This is a genomic window from Kosakonia beeri (assembly GCF_054165705.1).
The window spans coordinates 4,692,707-4,710,012 of the sequence record NZ_CM135106.1; the positions used below are offsets into that span (position 1 = coordinate 4,692,707).

The window sequence follows — 17,306 nt, forward strand, 5'->3', positions numbered from 1 at the left end:
AAACTCAGGGAGCCCCAGGAGCTTACTCAAGTAAGTGACTGGGGGACGTGAGTGAAGCCAACGCACCATTAATTCGAAAGACGAAGGATTTTGGACGTCCAGATGTTTACACATCCATATTGTGAAGGTACTGTATATTCCTCAAGCGCAAATTGTTCATGCCGGAGTGAAGGACTTTCATGATCGAGATTAAACACCTGAAAACGCTACAAGCGTTACGGAACAGCGGGTCTCTCGCGGCGGCGGCGGCAACGCTGCACCAGACACAATCCGCCCTTTCCCACCAGTTCAGCGATCTGGAACAACGCCTTGGCTTCCGTCTATTTGTGCGAAAAAGTCAGCCGCTGCGTTTTACCCCACAAGGGGAGATCCTGCTGCAACTGGCGAACCAGGTGCTGCCGCAAATCAGCCGTGCATTGCAATCCTGCAATGAACCACAGCAGACCACGTTGCGCATCGCCATTGAGTGTCATAGCTGTATCCAGTGGCTGACCCCGGCGCTGGAGAACTTCCGCCAGCACTGGCCGCAGGTGGAGATGGATTTCAAATCCGGCGTGACCTTTGATCCCCAGCCCGCACTGCAGCAAGGCGAGCTCGATCTGGTCATGACCTCCGATATTTTGCCGCGCAGTGGGTTGCACTACTCACCGATGTTCGACTTTGAAGTCCGCCTGGTGCTGGCGCCCGATCACCCGCTGTCAGCCAAAGCGCGTATCACACCGGATGACATTGCCAGCGAAACGCTGCTGATTTACCCGGTCCAGCGCAGCCGTCTTGATATCTGGCGCCACTTCCTGCAACCTGCCGGGATCAGCCCGTCGCTGAAAAGCGTTGATAACACTCTGCTCTTAATTCAGATGGTTGCCGCGAGGATGGGGATTGCGGCACTGCCGCACTGGGTGGTGGAAAGTTTTGAACGCCAGGGACTGGTAGTAACCAAAACCCTGGGAGAGGGATTGTGGAGCCGGCTGTACGCTGCCGTACGCGATGGCGAGCAGCGCCAGCCGATCACCGAGGCGTTTATTCGCTCAGCGCGGAATCACGCTTGCGATCATTTGCCGTTTGTACGGAGCGCGGAGCGACCCAACGCCGATGCACCCACAGCGAGGCCATTATCACCGCCCCACCAATAATAAAGCCCGGCCAGTGTGGCTGTTCCTGCCAGATAGCGAGGTTAACCAGTAACCCGGCAGGAACATGCACATTGTTCATAATGCCGAGCGTACCCGCGTCCACCTGCGTGGCGCCATAGTTCCACATAAAATAGCCCAACCCGGACGCCACCACACCCAGCCATACCAGTACGCTCCACTGTAACGTGGTGGTCGGCAGTTTTTGCGGATTGCCCAACAGGAACCAGGCCACAACAGCAACCACAAACGCGCCGAGATAGAACCAGGCAAAGGCATTATGCTGCGGCATGGGCCGCGTCTCCATCAACCGCTTATAGCCGACCATGCCAATAGCAAAACTGATGTTCGCCAGTTGCACCAGGATCAGGCCAATCCAGAAGTGATCGCTCACTTTGTCATAGCGAATAATGGCTGCGCCAATCACTGCCAGCCCGGCGCTAAGCGCATAGCTCCAGCGCGGCCCACGTTTGCTCAGCAGGTCGTAAATCAGCGTCACGTATAACGGCGTAAAGACGGTAAACAACAGGAATTCCGACACCGTCAGATAGAGATAGGCCTGGAAGCTGAACAAATACATGATGCCCAGCTGCATGGCGCCCACCAGCATATACAGGCCGATCGTCTTCAGGCTGTACCCGCGCGTACGCAGGAAGGGTAAAAACACCAGCGCCGCCAGTCCCACGCGCATCAGAACGGAGAAGTAGCTGTCGACATGGCCTGCGAGGTATTCGCCAATCAGGCTAAAAGAAAAGGCCCACAGAATTGTGGTAATGATCAGTAACGCCACAATGAATGTCTCTCAGAATAGTGAGCACTCATTGTAGCGAACTCAGTTGCGCAAAGTTTGAGTATTTGGTTGACAAGTGGTCACTTTAAAACCACTTATCAATGTCAGTCGAGAAAGAGTTTGCGCAGATAATTCGGCACCGCGTTATCGGCATTGGTGCCGATTACTTCCAGTTCGGGGTGCAATTCTTTAAGGCGCTGATGCGCATTACCCATAATGCAGCCTTTCCCGGCCATCGACAGCATTTCAGCGTCGTTCATACCATCGCCAAAGGCGATACACTCTTTCAGGCTGTAACCCAGCGCACCGGCCACGGCCTCCAGTGCATGGCCTTTCGACACGCCGCCAGCCATCACTTCCAGACAGGTCAGTGTTGAGAAGCTGACGTTAACACGATCGCCCCAGCGCGCATTGATTGCCTGTTCCAGCGGCAGCAGTTTTTCGTGGCTTTCGCAGGTAAAAAAGACTTTGCTGATGCCATCTGTCTCCAGCATACCGGGCTCATAGAGAGCGTACTGAAACACCGCTTCTTTGAAGAAACGCATCTCATCCGGGCGGTGGCGGTTCATAAACCACTCATCGTCGCGGTAGACGTTAGTGATAATGTCCGGCTCGTTATGCACCACGCCAAACAGATCAGCAGCAATATCGCGATCCAGGTTATGGGTGAAGACCAGACGGCCGTCTGTATCGTGTACGCGCGCGCCGTTAGAGGTGATCATATAGGCTTTGATGCCCAGGTTATCGCGGATTTGCCCGACATCCACATGGTGTCGTCCGGTTGCGAAAACAAAATTAACGCCGCGGGTGGTCAGTAGTTTTAACGTCTCTTTAGCGAAAGGTGACAGCGTGTGGTCGGGGGAAAGCAATGTGCCATCTAAATCAGATGCAACAACCTGGTACATAAGAAAATTTAACCTCAATAAGTCATCAGTTATGCCGGTCGAAGAAGTCGACGATGGCGTTGAGCGCGACCGAGCGCATGGCGTCCTTTTCGAAAAGGATCTCATGGTACGCGCCTTGTATGACAAGTGGCTTGCCCCCTTCACAGGGATGACCGGCCGCGGCGCGGATTTCGCAGAAGCGTTGCAGCATGCGGTTATCAACCACGTGCTCTTCTTCTGCCTGAATAATTAATGTTGGCGTAGCATCGTTTGCCGCGCCTGCCAGCGCCTGTTCCCCCGCCTGGATCCCTTCACGTACCCAGTGCCAGGTCGGCCCGCCAACGCGGAGTTTTGGTTCGTCAGCATAAAAGCGCAGATTACGTCGGTAACGCTCGCGGCTGTGGGTCAGCACGTTAATGGCAAACGGCAAGGCGCGCCAGCTTCCGGTGCCAATGGCATAGCCGTCGCGGATCGTCGGATAGCTTTCCGCCCAATCCAGCAACGGGCGCACCATCCATTCTGGCAGGCGGATGATAATGCCAAACATCGGCGCACAGAGGGCAATCGCGTCACAGGCTTGTGGGCAGCGTTGCAAAAAAAGCTCAGAGATTGCACCGCCCATCGAGTGAGCCAGAATGTAACGTTTTTTCCACGGCCCGCTGGCCACTTCCTGTTCCCAAAAGGCGGCCAAATCGTCCACGTAATCGCTAAAGTTGACCACATGCCCGCGGTGCGTGTCCGGCAGCATACGCCCGGAACGCCCCTGACCGCGATGGTCGATGATCAGCACATCAAAACCGAGGTGGAACAGGTCATACGCCAGTTCGGCGTATTTCACATAGCTCTCAATACGACCAGGGCAAATCACAATGACACGATGGTTACCGCTCGCCCGGAATCGCACAAAGCGGACCGGGATATTATCCACACCGGTAAATTCGGCCTCTTCACGCGCATGCCAGAAATCCATTAGCGGCCCCATGGTAAAAGCCGCAAACGCTTTTTCTCTGGTTTCCCATGTCTTTTTTTGCCGAAACATTGGGATTTCGCCTCGTTTAGCCATGTAAAATCGTTTTTTTGTGATCCATAACAAATTCCGCTGACAATAGCGTATTGTGGCATAAAAACAGACATCCAGGGAGTTTCTCATGACCTTCGAATGGTGGTTCGCCTACCTGCTGACATCTATCATTTTGAGCCTCTCCCCCGGCTCCGGCGCAATCAACACGATGACGACCTCCATCAGCCACGGTTATCGCGGTGCCGCAGCATCCATTGCCGGGCTGCAAACCGGTTTGGGCATTCATATCGTGCTGGTGGGCGTGGGTCTGGGAACGCTTTTCTCACGTTCAGTGCTGGCCTTTGAAGTATTGAAATGGGCGGGCGCAGCTTATCTGATTTGGCTTGGGATCCAGCAATGGCGCGCCGCAGGTGCTATCGATCTCAACACGCTGGCGCAAACCCAGTCACGCGGGCGGCTGTTTAAGCGGGCAGTATTTGTGAACCTGACTAACCCGAAAAGCATCGTGTTTCTCGCCGCACTGTTTCCGCAGTTTATCGTGCCAAATCAGCCCCAGGTGATGCAGTATGTGGTGCTGGGCGTGACGACCATTGTGGTGGATATCATCGTGATGATTGGTTACGCGACACTGGCGCAGCGTATTGCCGGGTGGATCAAAGGCCCGCACCAGATGAAGGCATTAAACAAGGTGTTTGGTTCGTTATTTATGCTAGTTGGCGCCTTGCTGGCATCAGCAAGACACGCCTGAGGCAAAAACGTGTTTGCCCGGCAGGCGCAGCGCCACCGGGCCAAGCGGGCTTAGCGAGAAATGATCAAATGAATGCCGAAACCGGCAAACAGCGCCCCCGCAACACCGTCGATCCATTTTGCCAGGCGTTGATAACCCCGGCGGATTTTCGGTAAAGCAAACAGGCTGGCAACGATGGTAAACCAGGCAAATGTTTCCAGCGCAATCAGCAGAAAAATACCCCAGCGCGCACCTGCGCCCACGCTGTCGCCAACAAAAAGTGAAAACACCGAGCCAAAATAGATAATCGCTTTCGGGTTAGCGAGATTGGTCAGCAAGCCCTTCATAAAACTGCGACCGCTGGCCGCCAGTTCAACATGCGGCGCCTCACCGCTATTCTGCTCTTTCTTCAGTGCGCCGCGCAGCATCTGGTAGCCCATCCAGCACAAATAAAGCCCGCCGCCAATCATAATAATATTATGCAGCCAGGCCATTTTTTCGAGGATCAGGTTCAGCCCGAGCAGCGCTACGCCTGCCCACACCATGACGCCACAAGTAATACCGAGCACGCCCATCATCGCGTCTTTGCGTGAACGGCTTACGGCAGTTTGTGAAACAAAAAAGAAATCCGGACCGGGGCTCATCAGTGCAACGATGTGTACGACAGCGACGGTGAAAAATAACGTCAGCATAATGACTCGCAGGAAAACAGTTCAGTGAGTCACTATCCTCGCACTTTTACCGCAGACTGACTACTCATCTTCACCGTCGACGTGGGCGCGGATGAGTGCCATAAACTCCTGGCCGAAACGCTCAAGTTTGCGCGTTCCCACACCATTGACGCTCAGCATCTCGCCTGGCGATAGCGGAGTTTGCTCGGCCATTTCAATCAGCGTCGCGTCGTTAAAGACGACATAAGGCGGGATATTCTCTTCATCGGCAATGGCCTTACGTAGCTTGCGCAGTTTGGCAAACAGTTTGCGATCGTAATTACCGACCGCCGCTTTCTGCATCACTTTTGCTTTTAACGCGACCATACGCGGCACGGCCAGCATCAGCGGTACCTCCGCACGCAGGATCGGACGCGCCGCTTCGGTCAGTTGCAATGCCGAATGCTGAGCGATGTTCTGCGTGGCAAAACCTAAGTGGATCAGCTGGCGGATGACGCTGACCCAATGTTCATGGCTGTTCTCGCGGCCAATCCCGTACACCGGCAGTTTGTCATGGCCCATGTCGCGAATGCGCTGGTTATTCGCACCGCGCAGGACTTCCACGACATACCCCATCCCAAAGCGCTGATTAACGCGGTAGATCGCCGACAACGCTTTTTGCGCGTCCTGCAAACCATCGTACTGGCGCGGCGGGTCCAGGCAGATATCGCAGTTGCCGCACGGCTCCTGCCGCCCTTCGCCAAAGTAGTTGAGCAGCACCAGACGACGGCAAGTTTGCGCTTCGGCAAACGCGCCCATGGCATTCAACTTATGCCGTTCTATATCCTGCAACGGCCCGGCGGGCTTCTCTTCCAGGCAGCGCCGTAGCCATGCCATATCTGCCGGATCGTAAAACAGCATCGCCTCCGCCGGCAGGCCATCACGCCCGGCACGACCGGTTTCCTGGTAGTAAGATTCAATATTGCGTGGGATGTCGAAGTGCACCACAAAACGCACGTTGGGCTTGTTAATACCCATACCAAAAGCAACAGTCGCCACCACGATTTGTAAATCATCGCGCTGGAACTGCTCCTGCACCCGTGCGCGCAGGTCGTTTTCCAGACCCGCATGATACGCGGCAGCGCTGAAGCCACGGCTTTGCAACCGCGCGGCAGTGTCTTCCACTTTCGCGCGGCTGTTGCAGTAAATAATGCCGGACTTGCCGCGTTGTTCCTGCACGTAACGCAGTAGCTGATCGAGGGGTTTAAATTTTTCCATCAGCATATAGCGGATGTTTGGGCGGTCGAAACTGCTGACCTGAATCAGTGGGTCGTTAAGACCCAACAGGCTGACAATATCGCGGCGGGTTGTGTCGTCAGCGGTGGCGGTCAGCGCCATAAACGGCACCGCGGGAAGCATCTGGCGTAACTGGCCCAGCGCGGCATATTCCGGACGGAAATCATGCCCCCACTGAGAAATACAATGCGCTTCGTCCACCGCCAGCAGTACCGGATTCCACTGCCGCAGTTGATCGAGGAAGTTGTCGAGCATCAGGCGCTCGGGCGCAATATACAACAGGCGGATCTGCCCGTTACGACAACCGTTAAGCACTTCAAATTGCTGCTCGCGGGTTTGGGTTGAATTCAGGCACGCCACCGCCACGCCGTTCGCCAGCAACTGATCGACCTGATCTTTCATCAGGGAGATCAGCGGCGAAACCACCACCGTCAGACCATTCAGCACCAGCGCGGGGATCTGATAACACAGCGATTTTCCCCCACCGGTCGGCATGACGACCAGACAATCACGGCCACTGAGCACCGTATCGATGATGTCCTGCTGGCCCGGGCGGAACTGCTGGTAGCCGAAGGTTTCTTGCAAAACCTGTTTAGCCAGCGATTCCTGATTCAATACTTCCGCCTGCGCCACAATGACCCCATATGCCTGAAATAAAAACAGGCGCTATTTTCAGCGCCTGCGACAGAAACTGCAATGCTTTAAAAAAGATCGTTCAGCATCACGCCTACGCCAACACGCGTTTGATTGAAGTTGTAGTCAATCAGCGATTCACCGTAGCCGCTATACACCTGAGTATAGAAACGGACATGCCGGGTAATAGGATAGCTTAACCCAATTTCCGCGCCGCCGTAGCCCGTGTTCCAGTTATATTGCCCTTTTGCGCTGAGTATCGCATCGCCTAACTGGTAGCCGATTTTCAGCTGGTAATAACCCATATATTTGGTGATGTCAGGATTATCATCCGTCGATCCCAACACATACCACGGCTTCACTTCTACCAGCCAGTTACCGTTTTGCGCCATCAAACGCGTATAGAGGCGGTTCCAGCTGCGGGATGTCGGATCGGAGCGGCCATTAGAGTCGTGGTTGAACCCGAACTCCACGTCACGCAGTGTCCAGCCCGCCAGCTCATAGTCCGTCGCAAAACCAAGGAACAGTTGCGGTTCGTAGTTTGTTTCGCGAAACGGTGAAGACTCCGAACTGTTCGACAGCTGCCACCAGGATTTTTGCGTATAGGACGCGCCGAACACCGAGTTTGGCCCAATAATGCCGCGCCAGAACGGGAACGCCAGACTGAGCTGGAATTTCACCTCATCTTTACGGGCATTTTTCGACCAGTTGTAGGTACTGATCGCCTCTTTGTTCAGATCGCTGGTATCCGTGTAGATAACGTAGTTACTGTCGTACGGATAAAGGGTAAAAGGATTGTCATGCTCCTGTAATAAATTGGCAATGACACTGCCGCGCACGGCGGGCGCATCGTGAACTTCTTTTACCGTCGCTTCCTGCGCGTATGCCATCAACGGCAGTGCAAGCACTGCGAAAAGCCAACCCAGAGAGGTCCGCATCGGTCTGCTGCTCCAAATCATATTGTTAAATTGATGAGGTGATGAATTTCCCCATGAGCATTCTACATATTTATTATTTCACTGCTCAGGTATCGGCTCCGAAAGTGGAAATCAACAAAAGATAAGCATAAAATCAACATTTCATTAACTCATCGGATCAGGTAGCTATGTCAGTCGTCCTCACTGCGGATGAAGTGTTGAAAATGGTAGGCGAAATCTTTGTTTATCACATGCCATTTAACCGTGCATTAGGGCTGGAGCTGGAGCGTTATGAGAAAGATTACGCGCAGCTAAGCTTTACTAACCAGCCGATGATGGTGGGTAACTGGGCGCAGAGCATTTTGCACGGCGGCGTGATCGCCTCGGCGCTGGATGTCGCCGCAGGGCTGGTGTGCGTCGGCAGCACCCTGACTCGCCATGAAACCATCAGCGAAGAGGAACTGCGTCAACGTTTATCGCGCATGGGCACCATCGATTTACGTGTAGATTACCTCCGGCCCGGACGCGGCAACCGCTTTACCGCCAGCAGTAGCTTGCTGCGAGCGGGTAATAAGGTCGCCGTTGCCCGTGTGGAATTACATAACGAAGAGCAGGTCTATATTGCCAGTGCAACCGCCACCTATATGGTGGGATGAGACAGTCCTGAAAATCAGGTAACATTAAGATACTTTTCTGCAAAGAGTTTCCCTGATGGATGCAAAACAGACGCGGCTGGGCGTGTTACTCGCTCTGGCCGCTTATTTTATTTGGGGTGTTGCCCCGGCCTACTTCAAAGTGATCTGGTATGTTCCAGCTGACGAAATCCTGACGCATCGCGTTATCTGGTCTTTTTTCTTCATGCTCGCGCTGATCAGCATTAGCAAGCAGTGGAATAGTGTAAAAGCGCTGCTGCAAACGCCGAAAAAGATCCTGCTGCTGGCACTCTCTGCTGTCCTGATCGGCGGCAACTGGCTGCTGTTTATCTGGTCGGTTAACCACAACCATATGCTTGAAGCCAGCCTCGGCTATTTTATTAACCCGCTGGTGAATATTCTGCTGGGCATGCTGTTTTTAGGTGAGCGTTTTCGCCGTATGCAATGGTTAGCAGTGATCCTCGCCGCAACTGGCGTACTGGTACAACTGTGGACCTTTGGCTCGCTGCCGATTATTGCGCTGGGCCTGGCGTTCAGTTTTGCGTTTTACGGCCTGCTTCGCAAAAAAATCGCCGTCGATGCACAAACCGGTATGCTGATCGAAACGCTGTGGCTGTTACCCGTGGCGGCAGTGTGGTTATTCGGCATCACCGACAGCCCGACCAGTCATATGGGCCAAAACAGCCTGTCACTGAATCTGCTGTTGATGGCCGCAGGGGTAGTGACAACCATCCCGCTGCTGTGCTTTACCGGTGCCGCTACCCGCTTGCGCCTGTCGACGCTGGGGTTCTTCCAGTATATTGGCCCGACGCTGATGTTCCTGCTGGCAGTGATGTTCTACGGCGAGCATCCTGGCATGGATAAGATGGTCACATTTGGCTTTATCTGGCTGGCACTGGCGATATTTGTTATGGATGCAATTTATACCCAGCGCGGTTTGCGTAAAAAGGCGTGATCATCTCCAGTACCCTACAAAAATTTAGGGTATAGATTTTACTCAGTCGCAAAATTAGCAATGGAATGCTATGTTTGCCGCTTCGTCATTTATGTTATTCAGGATGAATTGGAAATGATCCGCAGCATTTTTTTGCCTTCAGGTAATACCTGCCTGACGCGTGGACCGTATATCCTAACCTTTATCCTTCTGCATATTATCTATCTCACTATCGCGCTCAATCTGGACGAGTGGCCGATCGTCTTGCTCATATGCATGCTGGTATATACCTGGGTGAAGGTGAATATTAACGCGCAGCGTTCCAGAGATAGCGGCGCTAAAGCGCGCTACGTGGTCACCGCGTCGATCGTGGTTTATCTTGTCTCAGCGGTGCTTGGCTATTTCTTCGGCGCGGACTGCGCAAGTCTTGCGTACAAACTTAATATTGGCTTTGATTTGCTGGTCTTTCTTATCTTTACTCTCGCGCCTACGCAGTTAAAAACAACAAACTAATCCGTTAGACAGGATATCTATTTCAGGAGAGGAAAATGAGTACCGCTAACAATTATGACTATCAGAATGACCACTCACTGAGTGAAAAATGGAAGTATCGTTTTGCATTCTATGACAAAAATGGTCTGCCATCTTTCTGGGGCCAAAGCCCTGCGTGGAAAGAAGCCTATAAAGAAATGACTTTTGGGCAGAAAATTAAAGTATCGATGAACTTCTTCGCTTACTTTTTCTCGATCATTTACCTGTTGATCCTGGGCTTGTGGAAAAAAGCGATTTTAGTGTTGCTGCTCAACATTGTCGTGATCGCCATCATTCTTATCACTGACATGAACTTCCTGGGCTACGTCGTCAATATTTTTACCGCCATGCGGGCAAATATCTGGTATTACGAGCTAAAAGTGAAGGGCGTCCAGACCTGGAACTTATAAAAAAAAAGGTTCAGCCTGCGGGCTGAACCTTTTTTTATCTTAAAGCCAGTTACGCCGTTTAAAGTAGAGATACGGCGCCAGCCCGGCAAGGATCATAAAGATAATCGCCCCAGGGTAGCCGAAGCTCCAGTGCAGTTCCGGCATAAATTCGAAGTTCATGCCATAGCTTGAGGCCACCAGCGTCGGCGGCAGAAACACGACGGAAACCACCGAGAAGATTTTAATAATGCGGTTCTGTTCGATGTTGATAAAACCCATCGCCGCTTGCATCAGGAAGTTAACTTTCTGGAACAGCGATTCGTTATGTGGCAACAGCGATTCGATATCGCGCAGGATCTCACGCGCCTGCTCAAGCTGACCGGCCGGTAAACGCGCCTTGCGCACCAGGAAGTTCAGCGCGCGCTGGGTATCCATCAGACACAGGCGAACCTTCCAGCCGATATCTTCCTGTTCCGCCAGCGTCGAGAGAGCCTCGTCATACTCGTCACCCTGCTGGCCTTCCATGATTACGCGGCTCAGCTTTTCCAGATCGCTGTAAATATTTTCAATTTCGTCTGCCAGCTGTTCAATTTTGGTTTCGAACAGATCCAACAGCAGTTCATAGGCATTGCCGTCGACCATTTCCTGGCTGCGGGCGCGCATACGATAGAGGCGGAAAGCAGGCAATTCTCGCTCACGCAGAGTGAACAGGCGGCCTTCACGGATGGTAAATGCTACCGTTGAGTTACCTGCATGATCTTCAGCGTCTTCAAAAAAGAAGAAGGAGTGGATATGCAGGCCGTCTTCGTCTTCAAAAAAACGCGCCGACGCCTCGATGTCTTCCAGTTCAGGTCGGGTGGCCAGATTCTGACCCAATTCCGTTTGCACACGGGTACGTTCTTCATCGTCCGGCTCGACTAAATCAACCCAAACGGAGCTGGCGAGATGTTTGATTTCGTCAGACTCAAGGCGGGTTAAACGATTATTTTCAAGTTGAAATGCGCTCAGCATGGCCGGGACTCCCAATGCAAAAAATATCGGACAGTTCGGTGGGCACAAAGAAACGATTGGGTTTCAGACCATTAAACAGCCTGACTCAGCGCGACGGGGATAAAGCAGGTCGCTGACAACCTCTAAGGCTATCAGCATGAGGAGATAGCCTTAGGAGTTGTTCCTGAAAAACAGGAAATTGAGCCAGTATCTACTGGGTGTGTCCAAGGCGAATGTCCTCTTAGCGTGATCGTGCGCGCATGTTACGCCAGCAAAAATGCAGCGTCAACACGCAACGAAACGCGAAAGAGCAATATTTGCCCTTCAGCGTATAAGGCTAGCAGATTATTACAAAATAATGATATTTTTCTGAAAGTTACACGGTTTCGAGCTTCGCATACGCGGCGACCAGCCATTTAATGCCCTGCCCCTGGAAAGCCACCTGCAAACGGCTATGTTCACCGCTGCCTTCCATATTAACCACCGTGCCTTCGCCAAACTTCTCATGCCGCACGCGCTGGCCCAGTTTGTAACCCGTGTCGCTCTGGGCGATCGGCGTCCCCATGCGTTGATGGCTCACTGGACGACTGATGCTGGCACGCAGCCGCACCTCTTCCACGCACTCTTCAGGCAGTTCGCCGATAAAACGTGACGGCCGGTGATAAACCTCTTTGCCGTAAAGGCGGCGCGTTTCTGCATACGTCAGTGTCAACTTTTGCATGGCGCGAGTGACCCCAACATAAGCCAGCCGGCGCTCCTCTTCCAGACGACCACCTTCATCCAGCGACATCTGGCTTGGGAACATGCCCTCTTCCATGCCGACAATAAACACCTGCGGAAACTCCAGACCTTTTGCCGAGTGCAGCGTCATCAGTTGCACCGCATCCTGCCAGGTATCTGCCTGCCCTTCGCCCGCTTCCAGCGCAGCATGAGAAAGGAAGGCCTGTAACGGCATCAAATCTTCGTCTTCATCGTTGTAGCTGAACTGGCGCGTTGCCGTCACCAGTTCCTCTAAGTTCTCGATACGCGTCTGACCCTTCTCGCCTTTTTCCTGCTCGTACATCGCACGCAGACCGGAATCTTTTACCACGCGGTCCGTTTGCACATGCAGCGGCATGTCTGCCGTTTCCTGCGCCAGCGCATCAATAAGTTCGAGGAAACGTTGCAACGCGCTGGCTGCACGCCCTGCCAGTGCCTTTTCCTGTAATAGCTCTCGTGTTGCCTGCCATAGCGTCAACTGGCGATCGCGGGAAGCCTGACGCACCACATCCAGCGTACGATCGCCAATGCCGCGCGTCGGCGTGTTCACCACACGTTCAAACGCAGCATCATCATTGCGGTTAGCTATTAAACGCAGATAGGAGAGCGCATCTTTGATCTCCTGGCGTTCGAAGAAGCGCATGCCACCATAAATGCGGTACGGCATACTCGCCTGTAGCAGCGCCTCTTCCAGCACACGGGACTGGGCATTACTGCGATAGAGAATGGCGCATTTTTCCAGCGCCCCGCCGTTATCCTGCCAGGTCTTGATCCGGTTGACGACGAAGCGGGCTTCATCCAGTTCGTTGAAAGCGCAATAGAGAGAAATCGGCTCACCGTCCACGCCATCGGTCCACAGCTTTTTGCCCAGACGCCCATTGTTATTTTCAATCAGAGCGTTAGCGGCGCTGAGAATATTGCTGGTTGAACGGTAGTTTTGTTCCAGTCGGATGGTTTCCGCGCCGGGGAAATCTTTCAGGAAACGTTGTATGTTCTCAACCTGTGCGCCACGCCAGCCGTAGATCGACTGATCATCGTCGCCGACGATCATCACTTTGCCCGTGTCCCCCGCCAACAGGCGGATCCAGGCGTACTGAATGTTGTTGGTATCCTGGAATTCGTCCACCAGGATGTTAGTAAAACGTTCGCGGTAGTGCTGCAAAATGTGCGGCTTATTCAGCCACAGCTCATGGGCGCGCAGCAGCAGTTCGGCAAAATCCACCAGCCCGGCGCGATCGCAGGCTTCCTGATAAGCCTGGTACACTTTCTGCCAGGTCTGCTCCACCGGGTTGCCAAAACTTTGGATATGGTGCGGGCGGATGCCTTCATCTTTCTGACCATTGATGTACCACATGGCCTGGCGCGGCGGCCACTGCTTCTCATCAAGGTTCATCGCCTTGATCAGGCGCTTCAACAGGCGCAGTTGATCTTCGCTGTCGAGGATCTGAAAATCCTGCGGCAGTCGGGCATCCATATGGTGCGCACGCAGCAGGCGGTGCGCCAGCCCGTGGAAAGTACCGACCCACATGCCGCCCTGAGAGGTGCCCATCAGTTGGCCGATACGGTGGCGCATTTCCGCCGCTGCTTTGTTGGTGAAGGTCACCGCCATAATTGAGTACGGCGAACAGTTCTCCACGGTCATCAACCAGGCGATGCGGTGCACCAGCACCCGCGTTTTACCGCTCCCCGCGCCCGCCAGCACCAGCATATTGCTGCGCGTCGCGGCTACCGCGTCGCGTTGTTTGTCATTAAGGCTGTCGAGCAGATAAGAAACGTCCATGGGCACCGTCGCGAGAATTACTGGAAATTTATACAGAGCTGTTGGTGATTATATCAGCGTCGTGAGGGATGCCAACCGCGAAATTTCGACATGCGGCAACAAGCGGCTATCCGCAGCTTGTAACAGATCCGCGCCTTCCGGCTTGATCCAGCACGCCTGCATACCGCATCGGATCGCCCCGGCAACGTCTGTCGTCAGGTCATCGCCAACGTGCAAAATGTCACCCACCGCCAGACCCAGGCGCTCGGCAGCCAGATGATACATATCGCTGAATGGCTTGGCGCGCCCGTGCGGACCCGCGCGCAACACGAATTTAAAATAGTCGTTCAGACCAAAAAGCTCCGGCTGCGCATTCCCGTTGGTGATCGCCACCAGCGGCCATTTACTTGCCAGTTTCGCCAGTGTGTCGTGCGTCTCTTGCGGCACGTCAATACGGCTGCGCCATTTGGCGAAATTGACCATTGAGGCATTCGCGCCTGCGGCAGCTTCCTCCTCCGTCAGGCCGGCATTCAGCATGGCCTGTTCAACCGCGCGCCGCCGCCATTCGGTAACGTCATGGTAAATATCGGGTTCGGTTTCACGTAGCGACTGGCGCAGGCGCTGAAATTCTTTATTTTCCAGAGCGCTTAGCGCCGGGTGGTAACGCTGTACAAAAGCCAGCGCTTCCTGCTCGGTTCGTTGGATCACCAGCCGGTTGTCATAAAGAGTGTCGTCCAGGTCGAAGGTGATCGCGGAGATCTGACCCAATGGGCGGTAAAAACGCATTATTTCCCCCGTTTGGCGCGCGGATGCGCGGCGTCGTACACCGATGCAAGGTGTTGAAAATCAAGATGGGTATAAATTTGTGTGGTGGACAAATTGGCATGGCCAAGCAGTTCCTGCACGCCGCGCAAATCCCCGCTCGACTCGAGCATATGGGTGGCAAAAGAGTGCCGCAGTTTATGCGGATGCACATGGCTGTTCAGGCCCTGGCGGATCCCCCACTCGGAAAACCGTTTTTGCACGTTCCGCGCCGAAATGCGTTTGCCCAGCTTCGACAGGAATAGCGCATCTTCCTGAGCGCCAAAGAGGCCGCGTAAATCAAGCCAGTGTTCGATCCAGATAACCGCGTTGCGACCGATAGGTAAGCGCCGCTCTTTGCTACCTTTACCCACCACCCACACTTCGCCGCTTTCCAGATCCAGATGCTTAATATCCAGATTAACCAGTTCAGATAAACGCAGACCTGCGCCGTACATCAGTTCCAGCATCGCCCGATCGCGCACCGCCAATGGATCGTTGACGTCAATGTCCAGCAGACGGTTGACGTCATCGACGTCGATATTTTTTGGCAGATGCCGTGGCGCTTTCGGGGCTGAAACACCTTTTGCCGGGTTTGCCGCGAGTTCGCCCTGGCTCACCAGCCAGTCAAAGAAGCTGCGAAGCGCGGAGAGACGCAATGCCAGACTTGCCGCGCCTAACCCGCTACGCCGACTTCGCACCGCAATCGCTCGCACCAGTGCTGCATCACAGTGCTGCCAGCTCTTCAGACCGATTTCAGGTGCCAAAGCTATAATGGCATCCAGCTGTCGCTGGTAATTCAACAACGTCATGGGGCTGAGCTGGCGCTCAACGCCAAGGTAGCGCAAAAAGCGGGTTACAGCCGGGAACAGCGGGGAGTCGTTCATGCGCGCTCGATCCAGCGCGTCAGGAGATCCGGCAGCATCTGCGCGATTTCCTGCAATAGCTGCGTGCCCTGCCCTTGCTGATAATGGTGAACATCACGGCTGCTGAACAGCACCACTCCCAGATCGCCGTCCTGACCCATCAGCGACATAGCGACCGAGCCAATGGCTTTGGCGTCGGGCAACAGCAGTAACAATTCCGGTCCGTTTAATGGCCCAAGGTAATGGTGCTGCTGGCCAAGACGCTGAATGCGCAGCGGTTCAAAGGCCTGCCGGGAAAGGGCAAGATGCGTAAAACCCGACGGGGCACCGAGACGCCAGCGATCGGGAAACAGACGGATCGTCGAGCCTGCCAGCCCTAAATCGCGCGCCCAGCGGTGAAATCGGTTAAGCATCTCTTGCAGACTGGAGGCCGATGCCAGCCGACTCTGCAAACGCAGCAGCCGATAGAACAAACCTTCGTTAGCGCTGGCTTGCTCCATCAGCAAGGTCATATTTTCTTCCAGCACATTGATGTGATTGCGCGACCGCGCCATGTGCCATTCGACCAGCGAAACGGTATCGCGTACTGCATGCGGTACGCGCATTTGTTCCACCAGCTTCGCATTGCGGATAAAGAAATCAGGATGACGCAGCAAATACGCCACAACCGCCTGCTCTTCCAGGTCAGTGAGCGTCTCCTGCAGTTCTTCCCCTGGTTGCTTCATAGATGAATAAACCCGTCATAAACATGTGCCGCCGGGCCAGTCATAAACAAGGGTTGGCCCGGGCCTTTCCATGCGATATCCAGTCGACCGCCAGGTAACTCGACGCGCACTTCTTCCGCCAGCACGCCTTGCAAAATACCGACAGCCACAGCTGCACAGGCTCCGCTTCCACAGGCCTGCGTTTCACCGGCGCCGCGTTCATAGACGCGCAGACGAATATGCTCGGGTTTTACCACCTGCATAAAGCCGATGTTGGCGCGTTCAGGAAAGCGCTCGTGACTCTCCATGATCGGCCCCAGTACGTCTACCGGTGCAGTCTCTACGTCATCAACCTGGATCACGCAGTGTGGATTGCCCATTGATACGACGCCGCACAATACTGTTTGCTCCGCCGCCCGCATAATATAGGTCTTTTCCGCTTTGTTAGCGCGAAACGGTACCTGCGACGGCTCGAAGTTAGGCTCGCCCATATTCACGCGCACCAGATCATCGTCCGTTACGCTCAATATCATGCGACCGTTCGCCGTACTGACGCGGATGTCACGTTTATTCGTCAGGCCTTTCAGACGCACAAAACGGGCAAAACAGCGGGCGCCATTGCCACACTGTGAGACTTCGCTGCCGTCAGCGTTGAAAATACGGTAGTGGAAATCCAGTTCGGGATCGTAAGGCGGTTCAACCACCAGCAGTTGATCGAACCCCACGCCGAGATGGCGATCCGCCAGGCGACGGATCAATTCAGGGGAGAAAAAGACATTCTGCGTCACCGCGTCGACGACCATAAAATCGTTGCCAAGGCCATGCATTTTTGAGAACTGCATCATCTACTCCATTTACGCGGATACAGCACG

The 17,306-nt window shown here is 54.1% G+C and carries 19 protein-coding genes; 6 read left to right on the plus strand and 13 right to left on the minus strand.

Going from position 1 to position 17,306, the window contains the following annotated elements; translation table 11 throughout:
* Positions 1–179 precede the first annotated feature (179 nt).
* A complete protein-coding gene (metR, locus tag ACUY4S_RS22180; protein WP_458023164.1) occupies positions 180–1,133 on the plus strand; it encodes an HTH-type transcriptional regulator MetR in 954 nt (317 codons plus the stop codon).
* On the opposite strand, the gene ACUY4S_RS22185 is transcribed toward metR, so the two are convergent.
* The 3 genes from ACUY4S_RS22185 to pldB all read right to left on the minus strand — a co-directional run bounded on the left by ACUY4S_RS22185 (position 1,021) and on the right by pldB (position 3,843).
* Positions 1,021–1,920, minus strand: a complete 900-nt coding sequence (locus tag ACUY4S_RS22185) for a carboxylate/amino acid/amine transporter (protein ID WP_458023165.1) — start codon at positions 1,918–1,920, stop codon at positions 1,021–1,023. The genes metR and ACUY4S_RS22185 overlap by 113 nt on opposite strands.
* Before the next feature lie 104 nt (positions 1,921–2,024).
* On the minus strand, positions 2,025–2,825 hold the full coding sequence (gene yigL / locus ACUY4S_RS22190; RefSeq protein WP_458023166.1) for a sugar/pyridoxal phosphate phosphatase YigL: 801 nt from the start codon (positions 2,823–2,825) through the stop codon (positions 2,025–2,027).
* A 25-nt stretch (positions 2,826–2,850) separates the two neighbouring features.
* Positions 2,851–3,843, minus strand: a complete 993-nt coding sequence (gene pldB, locus ACUY4S_RS22195) for a lysophospholipase L2 (RefSeq protein ID WP_458023194.1) — start codon at positions 3,841–3,843, stop codon at positions 2,851–2,853.
* A gap of 109 nt (positions 3,844–3,952) precedes the next feature.
* Between pldB and rhtB the strand changes: the two genes are divergently transcribed.
* Positions 3,953–4,573 carry a homoserine/homoserine lactone efflux protein gene (rhtB, locus tag ACUY4S_RS22200; RefSeq protein ID WP_458023167.1) on the plus strand — a complete coding sequence of 207 codons (621 nt, stop codon included), beginning with the start codon at positions 3,953–3,955 and terminating at the stop codon, positions 4,571–4,573.
* A gap of 50 nt (positions 4,574–4,623) precedes the next feature.
* Here the strand turns inward: rhtB and rhtC are convergent, their stop codons facing one another.
* The 3 genes from rhtC to pldA all read right to left on the minus strand — a co-directional run bounded on the left by rhtC (position 4,624) and on the right by pldA (position 8,069).
* Positions 4,624–5,244, minus strand: a complete 621-nt coding sequence (gene rhtC / locus ACUY4S_RS22205; protein ID WP_458023168.1) for a threonine export protein RhtC — start codon at positions 5,242–5,244, stop codon at positions 4,624–4,626.
* Positions 5,245–5,304: 60 nt separating this feature from the next.
* Positions 5,305–7,131 carry an ATP-dependent DNA helicase RecQ gene (gene recQ, locus ACUY4S_RS22210; RefSeq protein WP_458023169.1) on the minus strand — a complete coding sequence of 609 codons (1,827 nt, stop codon included), beginning with the start codon at positions 7,129–7,131 and terminating at the stop codon, positions 5,305–5,307.
* Positions 7,132–7,199: 68 nt separating this feature from the next.
* Positions 7,200–8,069, minus strand: coding sequence for a phospholipase A (pldA, locus tag ACUY4S_RS22215; RefSeq protein WP_458023170.1), 870 nt, complete (start codon positions 8,067–8,069; stop codon positions 7,200–7,202).
* A gap of 167 nt (positions 8,070–8,236) precedes the next feature.
* Between pldA and yigI the strand changes: the two genes are divergently transcribed.
* The 4 genes from yigI to ACUY4S_RS22235 all read left to right on the plus strand — a co-directional run bounded on the left by yigI (position 8,237) and on the right by ACUY4S_RS22235 (position 10,576).
* The gene (gene yigI / locus ACUY4S_RS22220; protein ID WP_458023171.1) at positions 8,237–8,704 is read left to right on the plus strand and encodes an acyl-CoA thioesterase YigI; all 468 of its coding nucleotides are present in this window, start codon (positions 8,237–8,239) and stop codon (positions 8,702–8,704) included.
* 55 nt (positions 8,705–8,759) lie between these two features.
* Positions 8,760–9,656, plus strand: coding sequence for an EamA family transporter RarD (gene rarD, locus ACUY4S_RS22225; RefSeq protein WP_458023172.1), 897 nt, complete (start codon positions 8,760–8,762; stop codon positions 9,654–9,656).
* A 114-nt stretch (positions 9,657–9,770) separates the two neighbouring features.
* On the plus strand, positions 9,771–10,148 hold the full coding sequence (locus ACUY4S_RS22230) for a hypothetical protein (RefSeq protein WP_458023173.1): 378 nt from the start codon (positions 9,771–9,773) through the stop codon (positions 10,146–10,148).
* Between the two features lie 35 nt (positions 10,149–10,183).
* On the plus strand, positions 10,184–10,576 hold the full coding sequence (locus ACUY4S_RS22235; RefSeq protein ID WP_458023174.1) for a DUF2628 domain-containing protein: 393 nt from the start codon (positions 10,184–10,186) through the stop codon (positions 10,574–10,576).
* 39 nt (positions 10,577–10,615) lie between these two features.
* On the opposite strand, the gene corA is transcribed toward ACUY4S_RS22235, so the two are convergent.
* The 7 genes from corA to dapF all read right to left on the minus strand — a co-directional run bounded on the left by corA (position 10,616) and on the right by dapF (position 17,276).
* Positions 10,616–11,566 carry a magnesium/cobalt transporter CorA gene (gene corA, locus ACUY4S_RS22240; RefSeq protein ID WP_458023175.1) on the minus strand — a complete coding sequence of 317 codons (951 nt, stop codon included), beginning with the start codon at positions 11,564–11,566 and terminating at the stop codon, positions 10,616–10,618.
* A 150-nt stretch (positions 11,567–11,716) separates the two neighbouring features.
* A complete protein-coding gene (gene ysgD / locus ACUY4S_RS22245) occupies positions 11,717–11,773 on the minus strand; it encodes a YsgD/CorL family protein (protein ID WP_369407361.1) in 57 nt (18 codons plus the stop codon).
* 148 nt (positions 11,774–11,921) lie between these two features.
* The gene (gene uvrD / locus ACUY4S_RS22250) at positions 11,922–14,084 is read right to left on the minus strand and encodes a DNA helicase II (RefSeq protein WP_458023176.1); all 2,163 of its coding nucleotides are present in this window, start codon (positions 14,082–14,084) and stop codon (positions 11,922–11,924) included.
* A gap of 48 nt (positions 14,085–14,132) precedes the next feature.
* Complete coding sequence (gene yigB, locus ACUY4S_RS22255; protein WP_458023177.1) at positions 14,133–14,849, minus strand: 5-amino-6-(5-phospho-D-ribitylamino)uracil phosphatase YigB; 717 nt, start codon at positions 14,847–14,849, stop codon at positions 14,133–14,135.
* Positions 14,849–15,751 carry a tyrosine recombinase XerC gene (gene xerC / locus ACUY4S_RS22260; protein ID WP_458023178.1) on the minus strand — a complete coding sequence of 301 codons (903 nt, stop codon included), beginning with the start codon at positions 15,749–15,751 and terminating at the stop codon, positions 14,849–14,851. Before xerC ends, yigB begins: the two co-directional genes overlap by 1 nt.
* Positions 15,748–16,455, minus strand: a complete 708-nt coding sequence (locus tag ACUY4S_RS22265; RefSeq protein WP_458023179.1) for a DUF484 domain-containing protein — start codon at positions 16,453–16,455, stop codon at positions 15,748–15,750. Before ACUY4S_RS22265 ends, xerC begins: the two co-directional genes overlap by 4 nt.
* Positions 16,452–17,276, minus strand: a complete 825-nt coding sequence (dapF, locus tag ACUY4S_RS22270; protein ID WP_458023195.1) for a diaminopimelate epimerase — start codon at positions 17,274–17,276, stop codon at positions 16,452–16,454. Before dapF ends, ACUY4S_RS22265 begins: the two co-directional genes overlap by 4 nt.
* Positions 17,277–17,306: the final 30 nt, after the last annotated feature.